This window comes from Pseudomonas sp. Pmew2 (assembly GCF_058129885.1).
Window position 1 is genome coordinate 5,496,118 of record NZ_CM176702.1, and the last position, 22,770, is coordinate 5,518,887.

Sequence of the window (22,770 nt, forward strand, 5' to 3'; positions counted from 1 at the left end):
TCCATTCCTGCCTATGGCATGTACGAAAAATGCGCATCACACCTCAGGTGACAAGAACTCGTCCTGCTCAGCTTTGAGGATGCTCTGATGCAATTGGTTGATATGCTCGACTGCATTATTACCTTTGGCTAGATGCGTGATCAAGATTTCACTTGTCTTGGTAAAGCGGTGTCCAATTCGCACGGTATACGACCGAAAAATCCAGCTGATAAAGCCTGTAAAGTACATGGCATCTTCGATGTCACGCCACTTCACACCACGGTACCCTTTCCGCCAAGGCAAAATTCCTTGATACAGCCAAACGCCCACATCGTCGGTGTAGAGATAGACGCTTCTCAAGACGAGGATCTTGTAGATAAACATTGCAAATGCGAGTAACAGAACGAGAACGCTAATCGTGATACCGATCTGATGAGCCTTGTCGGTTTGAGCCTTGTGTATAGTCAACCACGATGTACCGGATGACACGGCGATGAGAACCAAGAAAGTAAAGATTGGACCGACGTAAGCCAGCCATGACAGTCTAAATATCTCATGCGGCGACGCATCACGGGTCGGATGTTCATACCCTTCCATAACTATTTTTGCTCCTCTCAGATCAGCGACTTTTCACGCAGCAACTCAAGAAGCTCGAACCCAAAGGCTGCCATCATCAGAACAATTCCCAAGAGGAGAGCAAGAATACCTGCCTCGGTGTACGCCAGATCTGCTGTTCGCTGCCCTGCTTCCCCCAGACCTATTGAAGCCAGAACCGCTATTACTTGAGCCACTGATAGTTTCATACGACATTCCTTGTGTCTTTTCGATGCAAAAGTGGTGTTTTTCTGCTGCCCCATCCCCGCTCAATGTATCTGACGGTATCAATATCATAATCTCGGAGCGGGCTGCCGACCAGCAATGTTGCCCGTAACCTGGATCTCCCATCTCCCCGGAAAGTGCTACCGCGCCTGCTGCTTGATGACGGGCGCACCATCCAAGCAGACGCCACCAAACCCCAATCGTCCCGATAACGGTTTCCTACTGACGGCTCTTCATCAATCGCGTTTCCTGTACCTGACACCACCTTCAGGTACTGCCTCATGCTCTCTTCCAGAACCTATTGCTTCAGATCCAAACGTAGCCTTTTAGGCTTCCTGAGCGTGGTCATGGCCTCCCAGACTACCCTCGGGCGCGCCGAGACGTGGGTCATTACGGACCGTAACCATCCCGTTCAGGCACCGGCACATGTCCGATTGATACTCCTGGACGAGCAAGAACGGCTTGAGACCAAGCTCTCGGAAGGCCTGCCGGCGAATCAGCAACAAGCCATCGCCATCATGCAGCAACGCCTCAAGAGCAGCGATGCGCAGCGCTTGCAACGCGACCTGGCCTTAGCTCAGCAAAACCTTGTAGACGCCTGGAGCATCGGGGTCACGAAGGTCCCAGCAGTGGTGGTCGACCGCACGTTTGTTGTGTATGGCGAACCCAATGTTCTGGCGGCGGAACAGCGCATTGCCCAGTGGCGTGCTGCAGCCCAACATCAAAACGACGCTGGTCAGGGAGATACGCCGCAATGAAACTACGCAAGCCTTCGGCGTGGGCGACATTGGCGCTGTCGATCTCAACCTGGCCAGCCGCCGCCGCTACAGTGACATCGGCCACCCTCGCTGCCTCAACCCTGTCGCCTGATTGCTTGGAATACAAGGTGGTCGGGATCTGTTACTGGCTGCTTTGCACCCCGTTTGGATGCAAGGTGAAGACGTCGACCAAGGTTCGTCACTTCGTTCCAGACGCCGTGGTCTCAAGCTATTCGAATACCGGTGAAAACCCCTGGATGGAGGTCTCTTCGGTGAGCTCGCCCACTTCATTTGCCCAAGCTGGCGGCGACGGGACCACCAATCACAATAACGAAGATAGCCTGGCTAAATTCAAAAATGCTGACGTCATTGGCCACCCCGGGGGAGCGACGTTCAGCCGGTTTGCGAGTGCTTCTGGCTACGCCTGCCCAGGTGCTGCTACTCCATACATGCCTTACCTTTTGAGCACACTGGATACGGTTGCCTGGCGCCACGGCGTTCCTGAATCGGTGTACCCGGAGGCGCTCATCCCTGGCCGCAGAGAAGTGGGTGGCCTTTTGTCTGGAGACATGTGGGGAAGCGTCTACCCCCGGAGCGGCTTTATCCATCAAGCCGACGATTACAAGGCAGCGGCCGTGATGGCGCAGCGTGCAGGTGACGTGGTCACTCGCCGCGGTCAGGTTCACGTCTATCAACCCCTTCTGGCAAAGCCTCAGCCAGGCTACTGGCCTGCCGGGGAATTGATCGAGACCGATGCCACCACTGGCAAATGGCAAGAGCTCAAGCCGACCCTCAGTCAAAGCTGTGCGGTATTCCCGAACTCGCAGCCCCGTGTGCAGGCGACCGATGGCGCGTACGCCTGGGCGCTATGGCGACCCTACTCCTGCTGCAAGCGGGCAGGTCAAACCTTTCTTGGCAGTACGGACTTTCAATGATGATCAAGAGGACTTCAATTATGCGCCACGCTGCCATATTGACTATCGCAATCATGAGCGCCCTGACGGTACACAGCGCCCTTGCCGAGACGCCAGGGATCAGTGCCAGCTCGTCCGGCAGCGTCATCGGTGACGATGTCTTGTACAGCGTCGGTGGCGGCAACGCCGTGACCATGGGAAGCGCCGGGAACATGGACAGCATCAGCATTGGCGGTGGCTGGAACAGCAACCTGGTCTGCGGAAACATGAGCCTGAACAATACACTGGAGAATCAGTTGAACGGTGCCACTTCCGGCTTTCAGACGATCATGGGCTCGATGATCTCCAACGCCACCAGCGCAGTGGCCTCATTGCCAGGGCTGATTATCCAGCGCGCCAATCCAGCGCTTTACAACCTGCTCACCAACGGCATCCTGCAAGGCCGTCTTGATTTCGACCGCTCCAAAGGCACGTGCCGCGCCATAGCGGACAAGATGCTCGATGTCGCGGGCGGACAAATGGGCTGGGACAAGATCGCCGAAGGCCAGGCCATGAGTCAGGCAGTGAAAACCGGAAACACAGACGCGGTCTCAGCCGTTGCTCAGGTCGAAAAGCAAGGTGGGAATGACGGTATCACCTGGGTGGGTGGAAGCAAGGCCGGCGGATCGGGCCAGCAACCGATCAAGGTCGTAGGCGATGTCACTCGGGCAGGATACAACCTGCTGAACGGACGTAATGCCGCTGATACAGCGTCTATCAGCCCATCGAGCTGCAACAACGGCATGGTGTGCTCCACTTGGTCTTCGCCGCAGGAAGCAACCACATTCGCCAACCGTGTTCTGGGAGAGCAGCAACAGCGCACGTGTGAGGGTTGCACCAAAACCACCTCCACTGCTGGCGTTGGACTCACGCCCCTCATTCAAGAGTCCTACGACTCAAAACTCAAGGCGCTGCAGGAGCTCATTTCAGGCAACAAATCCCTCACGCAGGAGAACCTGTCGCAAGCCAGCAGTAGCTCTCTGCCTGTGACGCGTGGCGTGGTCGAGGCCCTTCGTTCCGAACACGACCAAGACATATTGGCCAAACGCCTTGCTTCAGAGCTCGCTTTATCAGATGTGCTGGGTAAAGCGTTGCTGCTTCAACGCACCCTGTTTACCGGGAGCAAGGAACCGAACATCGCCGCCAATGATGTGGCCCAGCAGGCGGTCAGTCAGCAGAACAACAACCTGCAACAGGAAATTGACAACCTGAAGACCGAGCTGGACATGCGGCGCAATCTGGCCAGCAACTCTCCGACAGCCATTCTGCAACGGGCTCAAATCAGGAGGGACGGTTCAAAAGGCATCTTCCAAGGCGACCCGACGCCTGATCGTCTTGACCAATTGCAAAGCCCCAAGAAGGAGGACTGACGATGACGTCAACCACAACAAAAACTGGACGATGGAGAAAAGCGGGTAAAGCTGCGCTGACTTTTCTATTGATGTCATTACTGATGGCGCTACTGGTCGTGACGTTTCTGACGTTCGTCGACAAGGTGTTTGGGGATCTGGAGCAATTCAGCGAATGGCAGAGGACGCACTACGGGTACATGCTGGCCTGGCGGCTGTTGGTCTACGCAACGCTGGCCTTCGGATGGCTCAAGATCAGGAAGCAACTGGTTCACCAGGCATCGTCCGATATTCCCGCAGGCTTAATGCGATGTGAGCTGATCGCCCTGCTGTTGATTGCATTAATGGAGCTACGGCGTGCCGGCCTACTCGAGGGAGTCAGTACACTATGATGTTACACACCAATGATTATCTGGAGTATTACCTCACGCTGGTGGGCTGGATCATCAACAGCGGCGTCTGGAACATGATTGAGGACAGCGGCTTGGTGGCCGCGCCGTTTGCCGCCATCATCATCAGCGAATGGCTCAAAGCACGTGCTGAGGGTGCCGACGAAGGTAACAAAGGCGTACTCTCGCTGGCTCGAGTGGAGAACCGCTTCTACACCGCGATTCTGGTCATCATTGTCTGCTGTATGCCTTTGGTGACGGTCAGCATCGACACGTTGCAGTTTGATCGGAGCCGCTCGGAACAGTGTCAGTACTCGGTCCCCAACCCTGCCGATACGGGTTGGAATACCTCATTCAGTACGTTGAATGGAAAAAGCGCCGTTGTTCCTGTGTGGTGGCTATTCGTGCATGCGATGTCAAAAGCCGCAACCGCAGCCTCCATCGCGGCGATCCCTTGTGGTGTAGACCTGCAACAAGTTCGAATGGATGTGAACAGGGCACGTATCAACGACCCACTACTGGCACAGGAAGTCGCCGACTTTACCAACGACTGCTACGCACTGGCACGGTCGCGACTATTCATGACTCAACCAACGCTCACCAAAGAGCAATTGAACGACGTCAACTGGATCGGCTCGCGGTTCTTCCTGCAGACGCCAGGCTATTATGATGATGGTTTCTCTGGATTTAGGTCACACACGCCTCGAACCAAATGGCCTTATGACGCAACTCGCGATGCAGGCCTGCCCCAAACCACCGGAGGCGGTGGCTTCCCTACCTGCACGCAGTGGTGGTCGGACGCAAACATCGGCCTGAGAGCCAGGCTGCTGGAACAAGTTAGCCCAGATCTGTTGAGCAAACTTGCTCAATGGGCAAAATTTATGACTCAGACCGAGGTGAATGATTCAGTCATACGCGATCTCGTTTCTCCGCGGAAGCAGCAACTGACCCAAGGACAGGTGTACGCCGACTACGGTGGCCAAGTGGGTGGCTCAGTGGCGAACGATGTGACGCGCTTGACTGCTACCGTCGGTCAGGCTGCTGGGGCTCTCATGATGTACCCCGCCATGGACAGCGTCCGGCAGGCTGCACCAATGGCAATGGCCTTCCTAAAGATGGCCCTGATCATCTGCATCCCGTTTGTGCTAGTCGTAGGAATGTTTGATCTGAAGGTCGTTATGACGATCACTTTTGCTGCGTTCGCATTGATCTTTGTCGACTTCTGGTTCCAACTGGCACGCTGGGTCGACAGCACGATTTTAGATGCACTTTACGGTAACGGGATAGGAAGCAATGTTCCCCACTCCAATTTTGACCCCGTGTTTGGAGCCAGCAATGCTCAAGGAGACTTGCTGCTAGACTTCGTAATTGGCGCGATGTTCATTGTGCTACCAAGTTTCTGGGTGCTCGCCTTGGGATGGGGCGGCGCAACGATTGGCGGTTTAATGCAAGGATTGACTGACGGTACGAGAGATGCCAAATCAGCGGGAGGAGGCGGCGCAAATATAATCATGTCAGAGGTAAAAGGAAACATGAAAAAATAGGCTATACGCTGCAGGTGCCGAGACAAATGCATCTCGGCACCCACAAACCAATACCCTTACGACTGTTTCAAACCATTTTGGTAATAGCCATAGCCTTGATTACCAGTCATCCACCCTGAATCACCACCAATGTGTTCATCTTCCAAAGCGTCACCGAAGATATCCAGTTGCGGTGTGTATAGACCATTTTCAACAGAAGGACTATTCACGATACCGAGCCCAATAGCCAAAAGGACAGTGAAGGACAGTACGTACAACAGCCCCCAAGCGGCGAAGAATGCACACGTGCCGATCACTGCCACACGGGCAGCCCACTTAACTGGTGTCACGATCAGGCCAGGCACGCCAGCTCGGCTGAGCAACAACCAGAACGCGCGCTCAACATTGAGTATTCGACGCAGACCACGACCGAGCACGTGACCAAAACGCGCTGCACCGCTTAAATCCGTATTGGCATCTGGGGTCATGTGTCACCTCGCCGGTCGATTAGAGCATGTCGTATTGATATCAATTGATAACCCATTAGTGGGTATCTTCAGCTCAATCCCCCTTGAAAATCAAGCCCTCGACGAGCAGTTGCGCAACAGATACCGACCGTTGAGAGGCCCGAGTCGACAGTGCTTCGACTGAAAAGCTGTCCCAGCCATCGTGCGCTTCACCTGGAGACATGAAGCGCTGCCATGGGCCTTTCACTGGATTTCAATCTTTGCCTGCCCCGGATTGTCGGCACCAAAGGGGAAAATGGGCTGAAGCAAAAGGGCAAAGCGAAGGGTTTGAATGGAATGGGGAATAAGGGTAAGTGCCTTACCTGAAAAGGCCGGCGATTCCGCCGGAAATGGACGCCGAAAGGGTTCGAAAGGCGGTCCTCCATGAAAATTGGATTTACAAAAAAACTAACCTAAACAAGCAGTTGGAGACTACACTTTCTTCGGCAAGCATGGCAACATCGGTTCGCTGACACTGTTTGGATCCCAACCATTCAGGTGGCGGCTCATGTAATAACCTTTCCAGGATGGATATGGGTTTCGACTTGTCACGCTGAGCCCTTTAGAGCAAAAGGCCCACCATGACTTCATCATGGGTGCCTCAATGCTTAGTTTCTTTCAGCGAAGAAAAACATCGCCAACCACGCCCTCTAATGCTGCTGCAGGGTTTATCAAACCCGAGTCTTCCGACACGTTACTGTCTACTCCCCGACGGCGTCAGCTCATTGAAAACATATGGCAGAGAACGTCCCTGCCCCGCGCGCAGTTCGATACGCTATACGTGCAGGCATTCAAGAGCTACGCAGCCTTGGTGCAGCATCTCCCTGCCTCGGAGAATCATCACCATGCCTATCATGGTGGCATGCTGGATCACGGTCTTGAAATCGTCGCCTACGCACTGAAGATTCGGCAAATGTATCTGCTGCCAATCGGAGCTCCGCCCGAGTCACAGGCTGCCCAGTCCGAAGCGTGGTCTGCCGCATCGGCTTATGGTGCGCTCGTCCATGACCTGGGCAAGATTGCTGTAGACGTCAAGGTGGAACTGGCAGACGGCACGACTTGGCATCCATGGCATGGGCCACTGGATCAGCCATACCGATTCAAGTACGTGAAAGGTCGGGACTACCGGTTGCATGGAGCTGCTTCGTCGCTGATCTACGCGAATGTCATTCCGGCGAAGGCACTGGACTGGCTCAGCGGGTTTCCCGAGCTCTGGACCCAACTGGTGTTCGCGTTCGCAGGGCAATATGAGCATGCCGACATCCTGGGAGAAATTGTCTCACAGGCGGATCAGGCATCGGTGGCGCAAGAGCTCGGCGGCAATCCGGGTCGGGCAATGTCAGCGCCTAAACAATCCATTCAGCGGCAGCTGGCCGAAGGCTTGAGGATGCTCATCTCTGAGAAATTCAAGCTGAACCAGCCCGATGGTCCTTCAGACGGCTGGCTGACGCAGGACGGCTTGTGGCTTGTCAGCAAGCCTGCGGTAGACCAGCTCAGGGCTCATCTGCTGTCACAGGGCATTGAGCACATTCCGACGTCCAATGCCCCCATGTTCAATCTGCTCCAGGATCAGGCAATCATTCAGCCTAATGGAGAGGGAAAAGCCATTTGGAAGGCCAGCATCGACAATGGTCGAGGCTGGAAGAACACGCTCACGGTACTGAAAATCGCGCCGGCATTGATCTGGCCGAACGCTACCGAAAGACCAGAGGCGTATACCGGCACCCTTACGGTGGAAGCCGCAGGACCGGTGGAAGAAGTCGAGCAAGCGCTTGTGGGAGCCGCCGAACCACTATCGGTAGATAACAACAAGAAGATAACTGCCGCGGTCAATCAGACGGCGCAGCAATCCTCGCAGAAACAAGCACCGGCACCAGTAAAAGATTTTGATGCGCTGGATGAGCTACTCGATCTATTTCCCGATCCAGTACCTGCTGCTCCAACTGCACCAGTGCAAAGTAGCCCGGAGAGCACTGACGACGACCAGATCCCCTTTTCTCTTCCAACCAAACCACCTGCACGGCTCAGTCAGCCCAAGCAGGCTGAGGCTGACATCCCCGTTTTTGAGACAACTCCAGCAACAGACACTGCCAAGAACTCGACTGACTCGGCCCCGAATCATGGCACCAACTTCCTCACCTGGCTGAAGGGCGGTGTGATCTCTCACCGGATCATCATCAATGACGCCAAAGCGCGTGTACATACCGTGGACAGCACGGCGTTTCTGGTCAGTCCGGATATCTTCAAACGTTACGCGCTTGAGCATCCGGCGATTGAGCACGAGGCGAAAGAGCGCGATCTCGAAGCCTGGCAATTGGTCCAGCGATCTTTTGAGAAGCTGAAAAAACATCGGAAGACGCCCGCAGGCCTGAACATCTGGACATGCCTGGTCAAAGGACCGCGCAAAAGCAAGCAACTGCGGGGCTACCTGCTCACTGAGCCCACCGACGTTTTCAGCGAAGTGCCCTATGACAACCCGGTCATCAGCTTGGCGGACTTGGCAGATAAGGAAGCATCTGAATGAACACAATGACACTGCCTGAGCTGACCCAGGAATACATTCTCACCCATGATTTACGGCCGGACACGGTCAAGATCTACTGGGCTGCCACAAAGTCCTATGTCAGATTCTTCGGTGACCGTCTGGCAAGCGAGACGACGCACCGGGACATGCTCGACTGGCGCAGATCCGAACTGGAGAGAATCTCAAAGCGCAGTTGGAATACGTACTCCAGCCATTTGCGCACCATCTACGGCTACGCAATCGAACACGGTCTGGTAGACATGGTTGCTAACCCATTTAAAAACACGAGTGTGGTGCCACCCAAGCGCCCAAAAAAGACAGTTGCTAACGACGCTAGCGTCCGCGCTCGTAACTGGCTCAAGGTGTTGGCAGCAGAAGAACGTGCCACTGGAAAACGGACAGAAATTACTCCGGCCTGGTTCTGGCTCACCGTGTTCGAAACCTTCTACTACACGGGGCTAAGGCTCAACGCGCTGCTGTGCCTGCGTTATGCGGATGTGTACCTGGGCGACCGGCTGATCCGAGTCAGAGGTGAAACAGAGAAAACTCACCGTGAGTTCCTGATTCCGATCCCGGATGGGCTCATGGCACAGTTGGAAACCATCATGAACGCTGCTAAAGCAGTGGGTTTTCAGCCCGAAGAGCAACTGTTCAACGTAAACAGATTTTCTGGTCACTACCGTCGTCAAGAGATGAACTCTAATCAGGTGGAGGCTATGTACAAAAAGCTCACCGCGATGACCGGGGTACGCATGACTCCTCACCGGTTTCGTCACACGATCGCCAGCGAGCTGATGACGCTGCCAGAGCGCAATATCTATTTGACCAAGAAACTGCTGAACCACTCGAATATCGCAACGACGATGGATTACATAGAGCCTGACTACGAGATGATGCGAGCGGTGATGAATGAGCGAGGCAAGCGACCGGCCAAGATCAGCTACCTGGCAAAAGCAGATGCGGCGCAGCGAGCTGAAAAACATTACTCTGTAGCTGCTCCAGTGAGGGACTTGACTTCGGGATCGTCGATACACGAAAGGACAGCAGTTGCCGACAGAGCATCGGGGCACGTCTTGGGCAAAACGCCCGCCCAGACCGTGCAGTTAAAGCGCAAAAAACAAAGTGCCCCTTTGAATTCGCACTCGGGTACGACAATACAGGCTGCACCAGATATCACGTCAGGAAGTCACGAGTACATACCGTCCCCCTTGAATGAAGGCGACCCTGCTGTTAGGCAACTACCGTTAGGCTGCTCCAGCCCGGAAGATCTGTTGAGAAGCTTGGGCGAACTTACCAAGTGGGTACAACACAACATTGCCGGCGGAGGAACTGGTACTGAACCAGTGATTGAGGACAGACCTGTACCAAGCCAGGATGCTCGGCATCTACGCCCTGAAATGCTGGAAATGACCGGAAGGATAGGCAGGTCATGGTGATCCAGCTGCCATAGAGACAGTTGTAAAAATACTCAATCTGCCATTATCAGCAGATGCTTCGCACTGCAGATTATTTAGTTATGAGGCCTAATGACTGCCTCAGGCGGGCCTACGCCAGCACAGCACAGCACAGCAATTTTTTCCAAAAAAAATGCCCCGATCACAAGCTTTCGCTTGGAACGGGGCGCTCTAATTTGACATCACCAGATGCTGGCGCTATCTTTCGCTCCAGACGGCTGCTTGCCTGGTTAAACGCACCAAGACGCTTGTCCGCTTTTTTGCAATGACCGACTACCTAAAAATCTAAAGATCGAGCTCTGTAGCAACAGTATTTGGTCGGGGTAAGGGGATTCGAACTCCTGACATCCTGCTCCCAAAGCAGGCGCGCTACCGGACTGCGCTATACCCCGGTAAATCAAGGCACCTCAACCAGCTGCCTGCGACCTGATACGAGTGGCATCAGATCTTTAAGATTCGGCTCCAAGGTGAACCTTGGAACCAAAAATGGTGGGTCGTGTGGGATTCGAACCTACGACCAATTGGTTAAAAGCCAACTGCTCTACCAACTGAGCTAACGACCCAAATATGGTCGGGGTAAGGGGATTCGAACTCCTGACATCCTGCTCCCAAAGCAGGCGCGCTACCGGACTGCGCTATACCCCGACTGAAACTTCATTGAACCTTGCGAAATCTGGCTCCACGACCTGGACTCGAACCAGGGACCCAGTGATTAACAGTCACTTGCTCTACCAACTGAGCTATCGCGGAACTATCGATTTCAGATTCAACTTTACAACCTGTTGCCTTGAAACCAGCGTGCTGTTAACTCGTTGATTTCAATCTCATCGACCTTTGCGCTTCGTTTGTATCGTTGCGTTCACGTCTCTGAGGCGCGCTATTCTACAATTTTAAAAACACCTGTCAACCCTATAAATTGCTTTTTAAGACAATGATTTGCGATTTTTTCCCAGAGCCCCTTTCAGGCCCGATTTTACTGCTGGCAGCATCCTCAGAAAAAAGGCCCTCGGCGAGAGGGCCCTCTATATAGAGCTGGCGAGCGCTATCAGGCAAACACGATCTCGTCGTCGACGACCTTGCCAGTGATGGTGCTGCCGGGCATGAAGCTGCCCGAGAGGATCATCTGAGCCAGCGGGTTCTCGATCCAGCGCTGGATCGCCCGCTTCAGCGGCCGTGCTCCATAGACCGGGTCGTAACCGACGGCAATCAGCTTGTCCAGCGCCTCGGGGCTCAGGGTCAGCGCCAGCTCGCGCTCGGCCAGACGCTTGCGTAGGCGGCCCAGCTGGATATCAGTGATACCGGCGATCTGGTCACGCGCCAGCGGTTCGAAGATCACCACTTCGTCAATCCGGTTCACAAATTCCGGACGGAAGTGCGTACCCACCGCATCCATCACCGCAGCACGTTGCGCCTCACGATCACCGACCAGTTCCTGGATCTGGGCCGAGCCCAGGTTGGAGGTCATGACGATCACGGTATTGCGGAAGTCCACCGTCCGCCCGTGGCTGTCAGTCAGGCGCCCGTCTTCAAGCACCTGCAACAGGATGTTGAACACGTCGGAATGTGCCTTCTCGACCTCATCGAGCAGGATCAGCGAGTACGGCTTGCGACGCACAGCTTCGGTCAGGTAGCCGCCCTCTTCGTAACCGACATAGCCCGGTGGTGCGCCGATCAGACGAGCCACGGAATGTTTCTCCATGAACTCGGACATATCGATACGCACCATCGCCTCTTCGGTATCGAACAGGAATTCGGCAAGCGCCTTGCAGAGTTCGGTCTTACCCACACCGGTCGGACCGAGGAACATGAACGAACCGCTTGGACGATTCGGGTCGGAAAGCCCTGCACGCGAACGACGTACGGCATTGGAGACCGCGACCACCGCTTCTTCCTGACCGATTACCCGGTTGTGCAGCAGGGTTTCCATGCGCAACAGCTTCTCGCGCTCGCCTTCCAGCATTTTCGACACGGGAATACCGGTCCACTTTGACACGACTTCGGCAATTTCTTCCTCGGTCACTTTGCTGCGCAGCAATTGGTTCTCGGGTTTGCCGTGCTGATCGACCATTTGCAGGCTGCGTTCCAGGTCCGGAATGATCCCGTACTGCAACTCGGCCATGCGGTTCAGGTCGCCACGACGACGCGCCGCTTCCAGTTCCTGACGGGACTGCTCTATTTTCTGCTGGATCTGTGCAGAACCCGTTACTTCAGCTTTTTCCGAGGTCCAGATTTCTTCGAGGTCGGCATATTCCTTCTCAAGGCGCACCACTTCTTCCTGGAGTTTTTCCAGACGCTTGATAGCCGCTTCATCCTTTTCCTTCTTGAGCGCCTGAGCTTCCACTTTCAGCTGGATCAGGCGACGCTCAAGACGATCAAGCACTTCAGGCTTGGAATCGATCTCCATACGAATGCGGCTGGCGGCTTCGTCGATCAGGTCGATGGCCTTGTCGGGCAACTGGCGATCGGTGATATAGCGATGGCTCAGCTTGGCCGCGGCGATGATCGCACCGTCAGTAATGGCGACCTTATGGTGCACTTCATAGCGCTCTTTCAGGCCGCGCAGGATTGCGATGGTGTCTTCTTCACTTGGCTCGTCCACCAGCACTTTCTGGAAGCGACGCTCAAGTGCAGCGTCCTTCTCTATATATTGGCGGTACTCGTTGAGCGTGGTGGCACCGACACAATGCAGCTCGCCGCGAGCCAACGCAGGCTTGAGCATATTGCCAGCGTCCATCGAGCCTTCGCCTTTGCCGGCGCCGACCATGGTGTGCAGTTCGTCGATGAACAGGATGATCTGGCCTTCCTGCTTGGACAGTTCGTTGAGCAGCGATTTCAGGCGCTCTTCGAACTCACCACGGTACTTGGCACCGGCAATCAATGCGCCCATGTCCAGCGACAGCAAGCGTTTGCCGCGCAGGCCATCCGGCACTTCGCCGTTGATGATGCGTTGCGCCAGGCCTTCGGCGATAGCGGTTTTACCCACGCCAGGCTCACCGATCAGCACCGGGTTGTTCTTGGTACGGCGTTGCAGGACCTGAATGGTGCGACGAATCTCGTCATCACGACCGATCACCGGGTCGAGCTTGCCCTCTTCGGCGCGCTTGGTCAGGTCGACGGTGTACTTGTCCAGCGCCTGACGCGACTCTTCGACGTTAGGGTCATTCACGGCACCTTCGCCGCGCAGGTTGTTGATGGCGTTTTCCAGGGCTTTCTTGCTGACGCCCTGCCCCAGCAACAATTTGCCGAGCTTGCTGTTCTCGTCCATTGCCGCGAGCAGCACCAGCTCGCTGGAAATGAATTGATCGCCTTTCTGCTGTGCCAGACGGTCGGCCTGGTTAAGCAGGCGCGCAAGATCCTGCGACATGTTGACGTCGCCAGTGGGGTTCTGGATTTTTGGCAGGCGGTCCAGCTCTGCACTCAGTTCCTTGCGCAGGCTGTTGATGTCGAAGCCTACCTGCAACAGCAGAGGCTTGATGGAACCGCCCTGCTGCTCAAGCAGCGCCTGCATCAAGTGCGCAGGTTCGATGGCGGGATGGTCGAGGCCAACGGCCAGCGACTGGGAATCGGATAACGCTAACTGTAATTTACTGGTCAATCTGTCGATACGCATTAGTCACCTTCCTTTAATGCAGGCCGGAGCAATGAACACACCTATAAAGAAAACCTGCTGAATAGCCAGTTAGATGCGGACGATTCTGCGCGTTTCAAGCGGGCCGGGGTTGATACAGATCAGACGAGTGTTCAGGCAAGTCTAGCTGGAATGTGCAAAACAGCCCGGCAATCAGGCGTGTTCGGTCCATATCAGCGAAGCGAAGCGGCCAGTGCGCGTGGCACGCCTGTAGGAAAAGAAGCGCGGGTCGGTGAAGGTATCCAGCCCGCCGCCGTACACGGCAGAGATACCTTGGGCTGCCAGTCGTAACCGGGCGAGCGCATAGATGTCGGCCATGAAACGATCAGGATTCGAACTTGGGACAAACGCAGCGGCTGTCTGCGGGTGGCTGGCGGTAAAGGCCTCGCGCACCTCGGGGCCGACTTCGAACGACGGCTGGCCGATGGCCGGCCCCAGCCAGACCATAATGTCTTCGGGAGCACTCTGCAGGCTGTCGGCCGTCGCTTCCAGCACCCCGGCCGCCAGCCCGCGCCAGCCGGCATGCGCGGCAGCCACACGCGTACCGTCACGACGACAGAACAGCGCGGGCAGGCAGTCGGCGGTCATGATGGTGCAGGCCACGCCTGGCGTGCTCGTCCAGCTGGCATCGGCCTCGACGACACGGGATGGATCGGCAGGTACAACGTCTACGCCATGCACCTGCTTCAACCAGGCGGGCTGAGCCTTGAGACTGGCGGTCAGGCGCTGGCGATTGCTCGCCACGGCCTGCGGGCTGTCATCGACGTGATCGCCCAGATTGAAGCTGTCGAACGGGGCCAGGCTGACCCCACCCGAGCGAGTGGTAACGCAGGACTTGATCTGTGCTGGCGCAGGCCAGTCAGGTATCAGCCAGTCATTCACCCGATGAACGCCTCGCGATCCTGCTTGAGCAGGGACAGCAACCAGACGAAATCGTCCGGCAATGGCGATTCCCAGCTCATGCGTTTACCGGTGGTCGGATGATCCAGCTCCAGGAAGCGGGCATGCAACGCCTGCCGCGGGAAGGTCTTGAGCGAATCGACCATGGTCAGGCTGGCCGCTGGCGGAATACGGAAACGACCGCCGTAGGCAGGGTCGCCGACCAACGGATAGTTGATATGCGCCATGTGCACGCGAATCTGGTGGGTACGCCCGGTTTCCAGCTTGACCCGTACATGGGTGTGCGAACGGAAGCGCTCCAGCACGCGGTAATGACTGACCGCCTGCTTGCCGCCCTCCATCACCGCCATGCGCTGGCGCTGCTGGCCGTGACGGCCGATCGGTGCGTCGATCTTGCCGCCTGCGGTCACCACGCCAATCACGATGCACTCGTAGATACGGCTGACACTGCGACTCTGCAACTGGGTAACCAGTTGGGTCTGTGCCTGAATGGTCTTGGCGACAACCATCAGACCAGTGGTGTCCTTGTCCAGACGATGCACGATGCCGGCGCGCGGAACATTGATGATGTCCGGCACATGGTGCAGCAAGGCATTGAGCAGCGTGCCGTCGGCATGACCGGCAGCCGGATGCACCACCAGACCCGCCGGCTTGTTGATGACGAGGATCTGGTCGTCTTCATAGATGATGTCGAGCTCGATGTCCTGAGCAACCCATTCACCCTGGGCCTCCTGCTCGGCAATCAGCTCGAGAACAGCGCCACCATGCACGATGTCGCGGGGGCGCAATACGCCTCCGTCCACAGTCAGGCGGCCGTCCTTGATCCAGGCGGAAAGGCGCGAGCGCGAGTGCTCAGCGAATAATTGTGCGGCGACTTGATCGAGGCGTTGACCGCCCAATTCGGACGGCACCTCTGCGCGGAGTTCTATATTTTCGGACATGACCAGACTAGGTGGCGGCTAGCCTTTGGTTTCGGCAGCGCGCTTGTGGTTAAATACGGCGTCTTTTGTCCCGCCGGTATCGCGGGGCGCTCATCATAACAGGACGGCCCCGCCCAAGACAGCAGGCCGTTATAGGGACGCAAGCCGCCATGCAAGTGAAACACCTGCTGCTGATCGCCATCCTCGCATTGACTGCGGCCTGTTCGTCGAAGGAAGTCATCGACGAAAACCTCAGCGAAGTCGAGCTGTACCAGCAGGCGCAGGCCGACCTGGGAAATAACAGCTATAACAGTGCCACTGAGAAACTCAAGGCGCTGGAATCACGCTATCCGTTCGGTCGCTACGCTGATCAGGCCCAGCTCGAGTTGATCTACTCGAACTACAAGAACGGTGAACCCGAAGCAGCCAAATCCGCTGCCGAGCGTTTCATCCGTCTGCATCCGCAACACCCGAACGTCGATTACGCGTATTACATGAAGGGCCTGACCTCCTTCGATCAGGACGTCGGCCTGCTGGCGCGCTTCCTGCCGCTGGACCAGACCAAACGTGACCCGGGCGCTGCCCGCGACTCGTTCAACGAGTTCGCTCAGCTGACCAGCCGCTTCCCGAACAGCCGCTATTCGCCGGATGCCAAGCAGCGCATGATCTACCTGCGCAACCTGCTGGCCTCCTACGAAATTCACGTAGCCGACTACTACCTGACCCGTCAGGCCTATGTCGCCGCCGCCAACCGTGGCCGCTATGTCGTGGAAAACTTCCAGGAGACGCCATCGGTAGGTGACGGTCTGGCCGTGATGGTCGAGTCCTATCAGCGTCTGCACCTCGACGATCTGGCAGCCACCAGCCTTGAAGTGCTCAAAACCAACTACCCGAACCACCCGCAATTGGCTGACGGCAAGTTCACCCCGCGTCAGGCCGAAGCCGACAACCGCTCGTGGCTGTCGAAAGCGACCCTTGGTCTGATCGACGGTAGCGCACCGCTGCCACCGGGCCAGACACGTGCCGATCAGGACATCAAGAAGCAGTATCAGGACGCCAAGGACGCCATTCCGAAAGAGCTGTTGCCGGAAAATCAGGCAGAGCTGGACGAGCAGGCGGAAAAAGATGCCGAAGCGAACGGCACCAAGAGCCGTTCGTGGTTCAGCTACATGACCCTGGGTCTGTTCGACTGATCTTCACGGCATTAAGAAAGAGGCCTTCGGGCCTCTTTTTTTATGCAGCACATTTATGCGCCGCAGCCACTGTGCGCCTGACTGTACCTTGGCTACACTGCGCCATCGTCAATCACTAAGCTGGTAGTCATGGTTCGCTTACTCATGTGGGCCGCGTTGATCGCGGCGGTGATCTGGTTCGTCAAGCGCCTGATCAATCCCCCCAAGCCGAAGTCCCGTGCCGAGCCGCCTGAAATAGCGGCCACCCCGATGGTGCGCTGCGCACACTGTGGCGTTCATCTCCCTCAGGATCGCGCGCTGAGCCAGGCACAGCAATGGTATTGCAGCGAGGCACACCGCCTGGAAGGCCCTGCGGCACGTGACCGCTGACACGCCCTCGCTTGCCAGCCCACAGGCGCAAAGGATTCTGCGGCTTTACCACCTTTATCGACTGACCATCGGCGTGGTACTGGTCCTGCTGATTTCCAGCAGTCTGGAAACCGAACTGTTGCAACTGGCCAATCCAAACCTGTTCCGCTCGGGTTGCTGGCTGTATCTGGTGTTCAACATTCTGGTCGTCGTGCTGCTGGAGCGTCCCAGCCGTCAGGCGCAGCTGTTCAGTCTGGCAATGACTGACGCAATCATGCTCTCTGCGCTGTTCTACGCGGCGGGTGGCCCTTCCAGCGGCATCGGCAATCTGTTGATTGCTTCCGTAGCAATCAGCAATGTATTGCTGCGGGGCCGTATCGGTTTGCTGATCGCCGCCGTTTCTGCCATCGGCATCATCTACCTGACGTTCTATATCAGCTTCGGTACACCGTCGGTTTCCAACGACTACGTGCAGGCTGGCTCTCTGGGTGCCCTGTGCTTCGCCGCCGCAATGCTGGTGCAGGCGCTGACAGCGCGCATGCAGGTCAGCGAAGTGCTGGCCGAACAGCGTGCAGCGGATGTCGACAGCCTTGAAGAACTCAACGCGCTGATCCTGCAACGCATGCGTACCGGCATTCTGGTACTGGATGCCAACCGTCAGGTGCTGCTGGCCAATCAAGGTGCCCTTACCCTACTGGGCCACGAGCGACTGGTCGGCCAGGTTATCGACGCTTACTCGCCGCAGTTGGTGGAACGCCTGCGCCAGTGGCTCGTCAACCCGATCATGGTGCCGCGCAGCGTCACGACTTCACCCATCGGGCCGGTGCTGCAACCGAGCTTTGCCGCACTCAATCGTGGCGATCAGCGCCAGACGCTGATCTTTCTTGAAGACCTGTCGCAGATTACCCATCAGGCGCAGCAGCTCAAGCTCGCCGCGCTGGGACGCCTGACCGCCGGGATTGCCCACGAGATACGCAACCCGCTGGGCGCAGTCAGCCATGCCGCACAGTTACTCAACGAATCTGAAGAACTCAGCGCAGCGGACCGACGCCTGGGGCAGATCATTCATGACCAGTCGGGGCGTATTGATCGGGTCATCGAAAATGTTCTGCAATTGTCGCGCAGACGCGAAGCGCAGCCCGAACTGCTCGATCTGAAAACCTGGCTGGAACACTTTGTCACTGAATTTCGCAGTTCCTCTGCGCCCAATCAGTCGATTCATGTCGACATAAGCCCCGGCACGCTGACAACCCGCATGGATTCCGGGCAACTGACCCAGATCATGACCAACCTGCTACAGAACGGCCTGCGCTACAGCGGCAGAAATCATTCGTCAGCGCAGGTCTGGCTGAAGCTGCATCACGACCGACAAAGCGATTTGCCCATTCTGGAAGTACAGGACGACGGGCCAGGGGTCAGCGAGCAACATTTGGCCAAGCTGTTCGAGCCGTTTTTCACCACGGAAAGCAAAGGCACCGGTCTTGGTCTATATCTGTCACGCGAGCTTTGCGAAAGCAATCAGGCGCACCTGGAATACGTCCCGCGGCAAGGTGGCGGGAGTTGCCTGCGCATAACCTTCGCCCACCCGTTCAAAACGAGCTGAGCATGAGCCAACGGCAAAAAATCCTGATAGTCGATGACGAGCCGGATATCCGCGAACTGCTGGAGATCACTCTGGGGCGCATGAAACTCGACACCCGATGCGCCCGCAATGTTGCCGAGGCCCACGACTGGCTGGCCCGCGAGCCGTTCGATATGTGCCTGACCGACATGCGTCTGCCCGACGGCAATGGCCTTGAGCTGGTGCAGCATATCCAGCACGGCTACCCTCATGTGCCGGTGGCGATGATCACTGCCCACGGCAACCTGGACACCGCGATTAATGCGCTCAAGCCGGGGCTTTCGATTTTGTGACCAAGCCGGTCGACCTCGGCAGGCTGCGCGAACTGGTCAATAGTGCGCTGAGCCTGCCTTGCGCCCAGCCAGCCCGCAGCATCGACAGCCGCCTGCTGGGCGACTCGCTGGCGATGCGTACCTTGCGCAACCAGATCGGCAAGCTGGCCCGCAGCCAGGCGCCGATCTACATCAGCGGCGAATCGGGCAGCGGCAAGGAGCTTGTAGCGCGGCTGATCCACGAGCAGGGTCCGCGCATCGATAAACCGTTCATACCGGTGAATTGCGGGGCCATTCCTTCCGAGCTGATGGAGAGTGAATTCTTTGGCCATCGCAAGGGCAGTTTCAGCGGTGCCCACGAAGACAAGCTTGGTCTGTTTCAGGCGGCACATACCGGAACGCTGTTTCTCGACGAAGTGGCCGACCTGCCGCTGGCCATGCAGGTAAAACTGTTGCGAGCCATCCAGGAAAAATCAATCCGCAGTGTAGGCAGCCAGCAAGAGCAGATTGTGGACGTACGCATTCTGTGCGCCACGCACAAGAACCTTAATGCAGAGGTTGCGGCAGGCCGTTTCCGTCAGGATCTGTATTACCGGTTGAACGTGATCGAAGTGCGCGTCCCCTCATTGCGCGAGCGGCGCGAGGACATCGATCAACTGGCAGCCAGTGTTCTAAAGCGACTTGCTGGCAATGGCACGCAACCGGTGGCGCGCCTGAATGCGCAGGCGCTGGACACGCTGAAGAGCTACCGATTCCCCGGTAACGTGCGCGAACTGGAAAACATGCTGGAGCGCGCCTACACGCTCTGTGAAAACGATGAAATCCATGCCAGCGACCTGCGCCTTGCAGAGTCCGCCAGCCCCCAGGAGCACAGCGGTCCTAGCCTGGCCGACATCGACAACCTTGAAGACTACCTCGAAAGCATCGAGCGCAAGCTGATTCTGCAGGCCCTGGAAGAAACCCGCTGGAACCGTACCGCAGCGGCAGAAAGGCTCAGCTTGTCCTTCAGATCGCTGCGTTACCGGCTGAAGAAACTGGGCCTGGATTGAGCGCTCCGTACGGCACAGCCTGACCGACTATCGTGCGACGCTCCGCGTCGGCTTGCGTTTCTGGACGCTCTGCGTCCTATCCTGAATAGGCGGCGCGGCGCAGATTTGTGACGCAGAGCGTCACGCAAGGCATTCCCACGCTGGTGAACTGCCCCCAAGAAGTTGGACACCAATCCGACCTCACGGGGGTGTTCAAATGGGTAAGTATTCAGAGCAGTTCAAGCTCACTGTCGTCAAAGCGTATCTTGAAGACAACATGGGCTTTCGTATGGTAGCCCGCCAGTTCTCGATCGATTTCAGCCTGCTTCGACGCTGGGTCGCTAACTACAAGAGTCATGGTCACACCGGCCATCGCAAGCCTGGTCTTCGATACAGCGAAGCTTTCAAGCGCTCAGTGCTTGAGCACAGGCGTGAACACAAGCTATCGCTCCGTCAGGCCGCTGCGCATTTTGGTATCGGGGATCCCGGCCAAATAGTCATTTGGGAAAAGCGGCATTACAGTAGCGGTACAGCCCCGTATGTTCCTGCCAGAAGAAAGCCTGTCGCCATGCCAAAGAAGCCTTATCCCGCCAAACCAGTAACCGCCGACGATACGCAGAAGACGCGCGACCAGTTGATGAGCGAGCTTGAATATCTGCGCATGGAGAACGCTTACCTAAAAAAGTTGGAAGAGCTGAAGGAGCAGAAACGACGGCAACCGAAAAAGCCCTGAGCATCAAGCAACTGAGGGGCCGGTTCCCGCTTTGCGCTCTGCTGAGGCTGGCGGGCTTGGCACGCAGCACGTTTTACTATCAGGTTCAGGTGCAATCCAGACCCGATCCCTATGCTGCTTTGAAACAGTTAGTCGAAAGCATTTACCACGAGGAGAAAGGCCTTTATGGCGCTCGGCGTATCACGGCGGTCATTCGCACTGCAGGTATTTTGGTCAACAAGAAGGTTGTAGAACGACTGATGGCAGAACTGGGCCTGCGATCAGTGGTGCGCCCCAAAAAATACCGCTCCTATAAGGGCGTAATCGGAACCATTGCGCCGAATTTGCTGGAGCGCAATTTCAGCGCGCAACGCCCGAACCAGAAGTGGGTGACCGATGTGACTGAGTTCAAGGTAGGCAATCGAAAGCTGTATCTCTCACCCGTGATGGACTTGTACAACGGTGAAATCGTGGCGTATGAAGTGTCGACAAGGCCGAGCTTTGAGCTGGTCACCAGCATGCTGGACAAGGCGCTTCAGCAGTTGCAGGACGAGCCGAAGCTTGTGATGCACTCGGACCAGGGCTGGCAGTATCAACACGCGCAGTATCGCCATAAGCTATCGGTACGAGGCGTCAAACAAAGCATGTCCCGTAAGGGCAACTGCCTGGACAATGCGGCAATGGAAAGCTTTTTCGGTACACTGAAATCCGAGTTTTTCTACCTGAAACAGTTTGAAAGCATCGATGAGTTGAAAGCAGGTCTGGATGAGTACATCCACTACTACAACCATGACCGCATCAAGCTGAAGCTCAACGGCCAAAGCCCCGTAAAATACAGGGCTCAGGCGGCAAGCTAAAACCGTCCAACTTTTGGGGGGCAGTTCACATCGTGGCGATGCGCAACATCCCTCAACCCTGCCTTGCCGGCACAATATTCTTTCACGGCTGCGAGTTTTGCCTGCACTGTATATTTACCCATGACGCCTCCAAAGGTTGCGTCCAACCTTCGGGGGTCATACCAGAGCGTGAGGAACGATAAGTGTCTGGGCAACGATAATCTCCACTATCGTGCGACGCTCCGCGTCGGCATGCCATTTCTGGACGCTCTGCGTCCGGCCCCGGTTGGATGTCGCGTGCGTTGAGACCGTAATGTTCGTGACCAATCCCCAACAATGTCACTTATTGTCCACTTACTCCAATGTCAGTAAGCTCCGCCCCATGAGCAAAAACATCAGCAATCCCGCAGCAGGTCGTGGTCCGGTGGACCATGAGATTCGTGATCAGATCGTGATTGCGGCCACCGAACATTTCAGCCAGTACGGTTACGGCAAGACCACCGTGTCCGATCTCGCCAGGGCGATCGGCTTTTCCAAGGCGTACATTTACAAGTTCTTCGAGTCCAAACAGGCCATCGGCGAGATGATCTGCGCCCACTGCCTGAGTGAAATCGAGGCCGAAGTCAGCGCCGCAATCAGCCAAACGGACCAGCCACCGGAAAAGCTGCGACGCATGTTCAAATCAGTCGTTGAGGCCAGCATTCGCCTGTTTTCGCAGGACCGTAAGCTGTACGAAATAGCCACATCGGCAGCTACCGAACGCTGGCAGGCAACATTGGTTTACGAGGAACACCTCAAGGCAACTCTCCGGGACATTCTGCAGGAAGGCCGACAGACCGGCGACTTTGAGCGCAAGACGCCTCTTGATGAAACGGTCATGGCGATCTATTTGGTCATGCGCCCCTACATCAACCCGCTGCTGCTGCAATACAGCTTCGAGCACACCGACGAAGGGCCGAGTCAGTTATCCAGCCTGGTGCTGCGCAGTCTGTCGCCTTAACAAAACAACACTTGTGACTATTGACTAAATTGGTCACTGGAATCAAAGTGCAGACACT

General features: G+C 56.4%; 18 protein-coding genes, 4 tRNA genes and 1 pseudogene. 13 read left to right on the forward strand and 10 right to left on the reverse strand.

What is annotated here, in order from left to right; translation table 11 throughout:
* Positions 1-36: 36 nt before the first annotated feature.
* Both AC4ANK_RS25400 and AC4ANK_RS25405 read right to left on the reverse strand, forming a co-directional pair.
* A complete protein-coding gene (locus AC4ANK_RS25400; protein WP_460383633.1) occupies positions 37-576 on the reverse strand; it encodes a hypothetical protein in 540 nt (179 codons plus the stop codon).
* 17 nt (positions 577-593) lie between these two features.
* On the reverse strand, positions 594-782 hold the full coding sequence (locus AC4ANK_RS25405; RefSeq protein ID WP_017704257.1) for a hypothetical protein: 189 nt from the start codon (positions 780-782) through the stop codon (positions 594-596).
* 297 nt (positions 783-1,079) lie between these two features.
* On the opposite strand from AC4ANK_RS25405, the gene AC4ANK_RS25410 reads away from it, so the two are divergent.
* The 5 genes from AC4ANK_RS25410 to AC4ANK_RS25430 are packed head-to-tail and all read left to right on the forward strand — an operon-like array spanning position 1,080 to position 5,791.
* Positions 1,080-1,556, forward strand: coding sequence for a TIGR03757 family integrating conjugative element protein (locus AC4ANK_RS25410; protein ID WP_005741262.1), 477 nt, complete (start codon positions 1,080-1,082; stop codon positions 1,554-1,556).
* Positions 1,553-2,491: a TIGR03756 family integrating conjugative element protein gene (locus tag AC4ANK_RS25415; protein ID WP_460383635.1), complete on the forward strand. Its 939-nt coding sequence runs from the start codon at positions 1,553-1,555 to the stop codon at positions 2,489-2,491. Before AC4ANK_RS25410 ends, AC4ANK_RS25415 begins: the two co-directional genes overlap by 4 nt.
* Entirely contained in the window at positions 2,488-3,879 is a 1,392-nt protein-coding gene (locus tag AC4ANK_RS25420; protein WP_172456532.1) for an integrating conjugative element protein, read from the forward strand. The genes AC4ANK_RS25415 and AC4ANK_RS25420 overlap by 4 nt, the downstream gene beginning before the upstream one ends.
* A 2-nt stretch (positions 3,880-3,881) precedes the next feature.
* Positions 3,882-4,250 carry a hypothetical protein gene (locus AC4ANK_RS25425; RefSeq protein WP_031598721.1) on the forward strand — a complete coding sequence of 123 codons (369 nt, stop codon included), beginning with the start codon at positions 3,882-3,884 and terminating at the stop codon, positions 4,248-4,250.
* Positions 4,247-5,791: a conjugal transfer protein TraG N-terminal domain-containing protein gene (locus tag AC4ANK_RS25430; protein ID WP_031598719.1), complete on the forward strand. Its 1,545-nt coding sequence runs from the start codon at positions 4,247-4,249 to the stop codon at positions 5,789-5,791. Before AC4ANK_RS25425 ends, AC4ANK_RS25430 begins: the two co-directional genes overlap by 4 nt.
* 56 nt (positions 5,792-5,847) lie before the next feature.
* On the opposite strand, the gene AC4ANK_RS25435 is transcribed toward AC4ANK_RS25430, so the two are convergent.
* The gene (locus AC4ANK_RS25435) at positions 5,848-6,258 is read right to left on the reverse strand and encodes a DUF3742 family protein (RefSeq protein WP_031598717.1); all 411 of its coding nucleotides are present in this window, start codon (positions 6,256-6,258) and stop codon (positions 5,848-5,850) included.
* 610 nt (positions 6,259-6,868) lie between these two features.
* On the opposite strand from AC4ANK_RS25435, the gene mobH reads away from it, so the two are divergent.
* Positions 6,869-8,800, forward strand: a complete 1,932-nt coding sequence (gene mobH / locus AC4ANK_RS25440; RefSeq protein ID WP_080891926.1) for a MobH family relaxase — start codon at positions 6,869-6,871, stop codon at positions 8,798-8,800.
* Positions 8,797-10,236, forward strand: a complete 1,440-nt coding sequence (locus AC4ANK_RS25445) for a site-specific integrase (protein WP_057442566.1) — start codon at positions 8,797-8,799, stop codon at positions 10,234-10,236. Before mobH ends, AC4ANK_RS25445 begins: the two co-directional genes overlap by 4 nt.
* Positions 10,237-10,569: 333 nt before the next feature.
* On the opposite strand, the gene AC4ANK_RS25450 is transcribed toward AC4ANK_RS25445, so the two are convergent.
* The 7 genes from AC4ANK_RS25450 to rluD form a co-directional block, all read right to left on the reverse strand.
* A tRNA-Pro gene (locus tag AC4ANK_RS25450) sits at positions 10,570-10,646 on the reverse strand.
* 95 nt (positions 10,647-10,741) lie between these two features.
* Positions 10,742-10,817 (reverse strand) — tRNA-Lys (locus tag AC4ANK_RS25455).
* 5 nt (positions 10,818-10,822) lie between these two features.
* Positions 10,823-10,899: transfer RNA gene (locus tag AC4ANK_RS25460), tRNA-Pro, on the reverse strand.
* A gap of 29 nt (positions 10,900-10,928) precedes the next feature.
* Positions 10,929-11,004: transfer RNA gene (locus tag AC4ANK_RS25465), tRNA-Asn, on the reverse strand.
* Between the two features lie 295 nt (positions 11,005-11,299).
* Complete coding sequence (clpB, locus tag AC4ANK_RS25470; protein WP_031597993.1) at positions 11,300-13,864, reverse strand: ATP-dependent chaperone ClpB; 2,565 nt, start codon at positions 13,862-13,864, stop codon at positions 11,300-11,302.
* A 171-nt stretch (positions 13,865-14,035) separates the two neighbouring features.
* Entirely contained in the window at positions 14,036-14,764 is a 729-nt protein-coding gene (gene pgeF / locus AC4ANK_RS25475) for a peptidoglycan editing factor PgeF (protein WP_002552000.1), read from the reverse strand.
* Positions 14,761-15,723, reverse strand: coding sequence for a 23S rRNA pseudouridine(1911/1915/1917) synthase RluD (gene rluD, locus AC4ANK_RS25480; protein WP_002551999.1), 963 nt, complete (start codon positions 15,721-15,723; stop codon positions 14,761-14,763). Before rluD ends, pgeF begins: the two co-directional genes overlap by 4 nt.
* Positions 15,724-15,872: 149 nt before the next feature.
* On the opposite strand from rluD, the gene AC4ANK_RS25485 reads away from it, so the two are divergent.
* The 6 genes and pseudogenes from AC4ANK_RS25485 (at position 15,873) to AC4ANK_RS25510 (ending at position 22,712) form a co-directional block, all read left to right on the forward strand.
* On the forward strand, positions 15,873-16,895 hold the full coding sequence (locus tag AC4ANK_RS25485; protein WP_002551998.1) for an outer membrane protein assembly factor BamD: 1,023 nt from the start codon (positions 15,873-15,875) through the stop codon (positions 16,893-16,895).
* A 129-nt stretch (positions 16,896-17,024) separates the two neighbouring features.
* Entirely contained in the window at positions 17,025-17,264 is a 240-nt protein-coding gene (locus AC4ANK_RS25490; protein ID WP_002551997.1) for a PP0621 family protein, read from the forward strand.
* A complete protein-coding gene (locus tag AC4ANK_RS25495) occupies positions 17,254-18,846 on the forward strand; it encodes a two-component system sensor histidine kinase NtrB (RefSeq protein WP_002551996.1) in 1,593 nt (530 codons plus the stop codon). Before AC4ANK_RS25490 ends, AC4ANK_RS25495 begins: the two co-directional genes overlap by 11 nt.
* Positions 18,847-18,848: 2 nt before the next feature.
* A pseudogene (locus AC4ANK_RS25500) lies at positions 18,849-20,185 on the forward strand (sigma-54-dependent transcriptional regulator).
* A 196-nt stretch (positions 20,186-20,381) separates the two neighbouring features.
* Positions 20,382-21,733 (forward strand): IS3 family transposase gene (locus AC4ANK_RS25505; RefSeq protein ID WP_095077641.1). Its coding sequence is split into 2 segments (ribosomal slippage): positions 20,382-20,841 and positions 20,841-21,733, totalling 1,353 coding nucleotides; the frame shifts between segments, so codons are not numbered across the junction.
* A 361-nt stretch (positions 21,734-22,094) separates the two neighbouring features.
* Positions 22,095-22,712, forward strand: a complete 618-nt coding sequence (locus AC4ANK_RS25510; protein WP_002551994.1) for a TetR/AcrR family transcriptional regulator — start codon at positions 22,095-22,097, stop codon at positions 22,710-22,712.
* Positions 22,713-22,770: the final 58 nt, after the last annotated feature.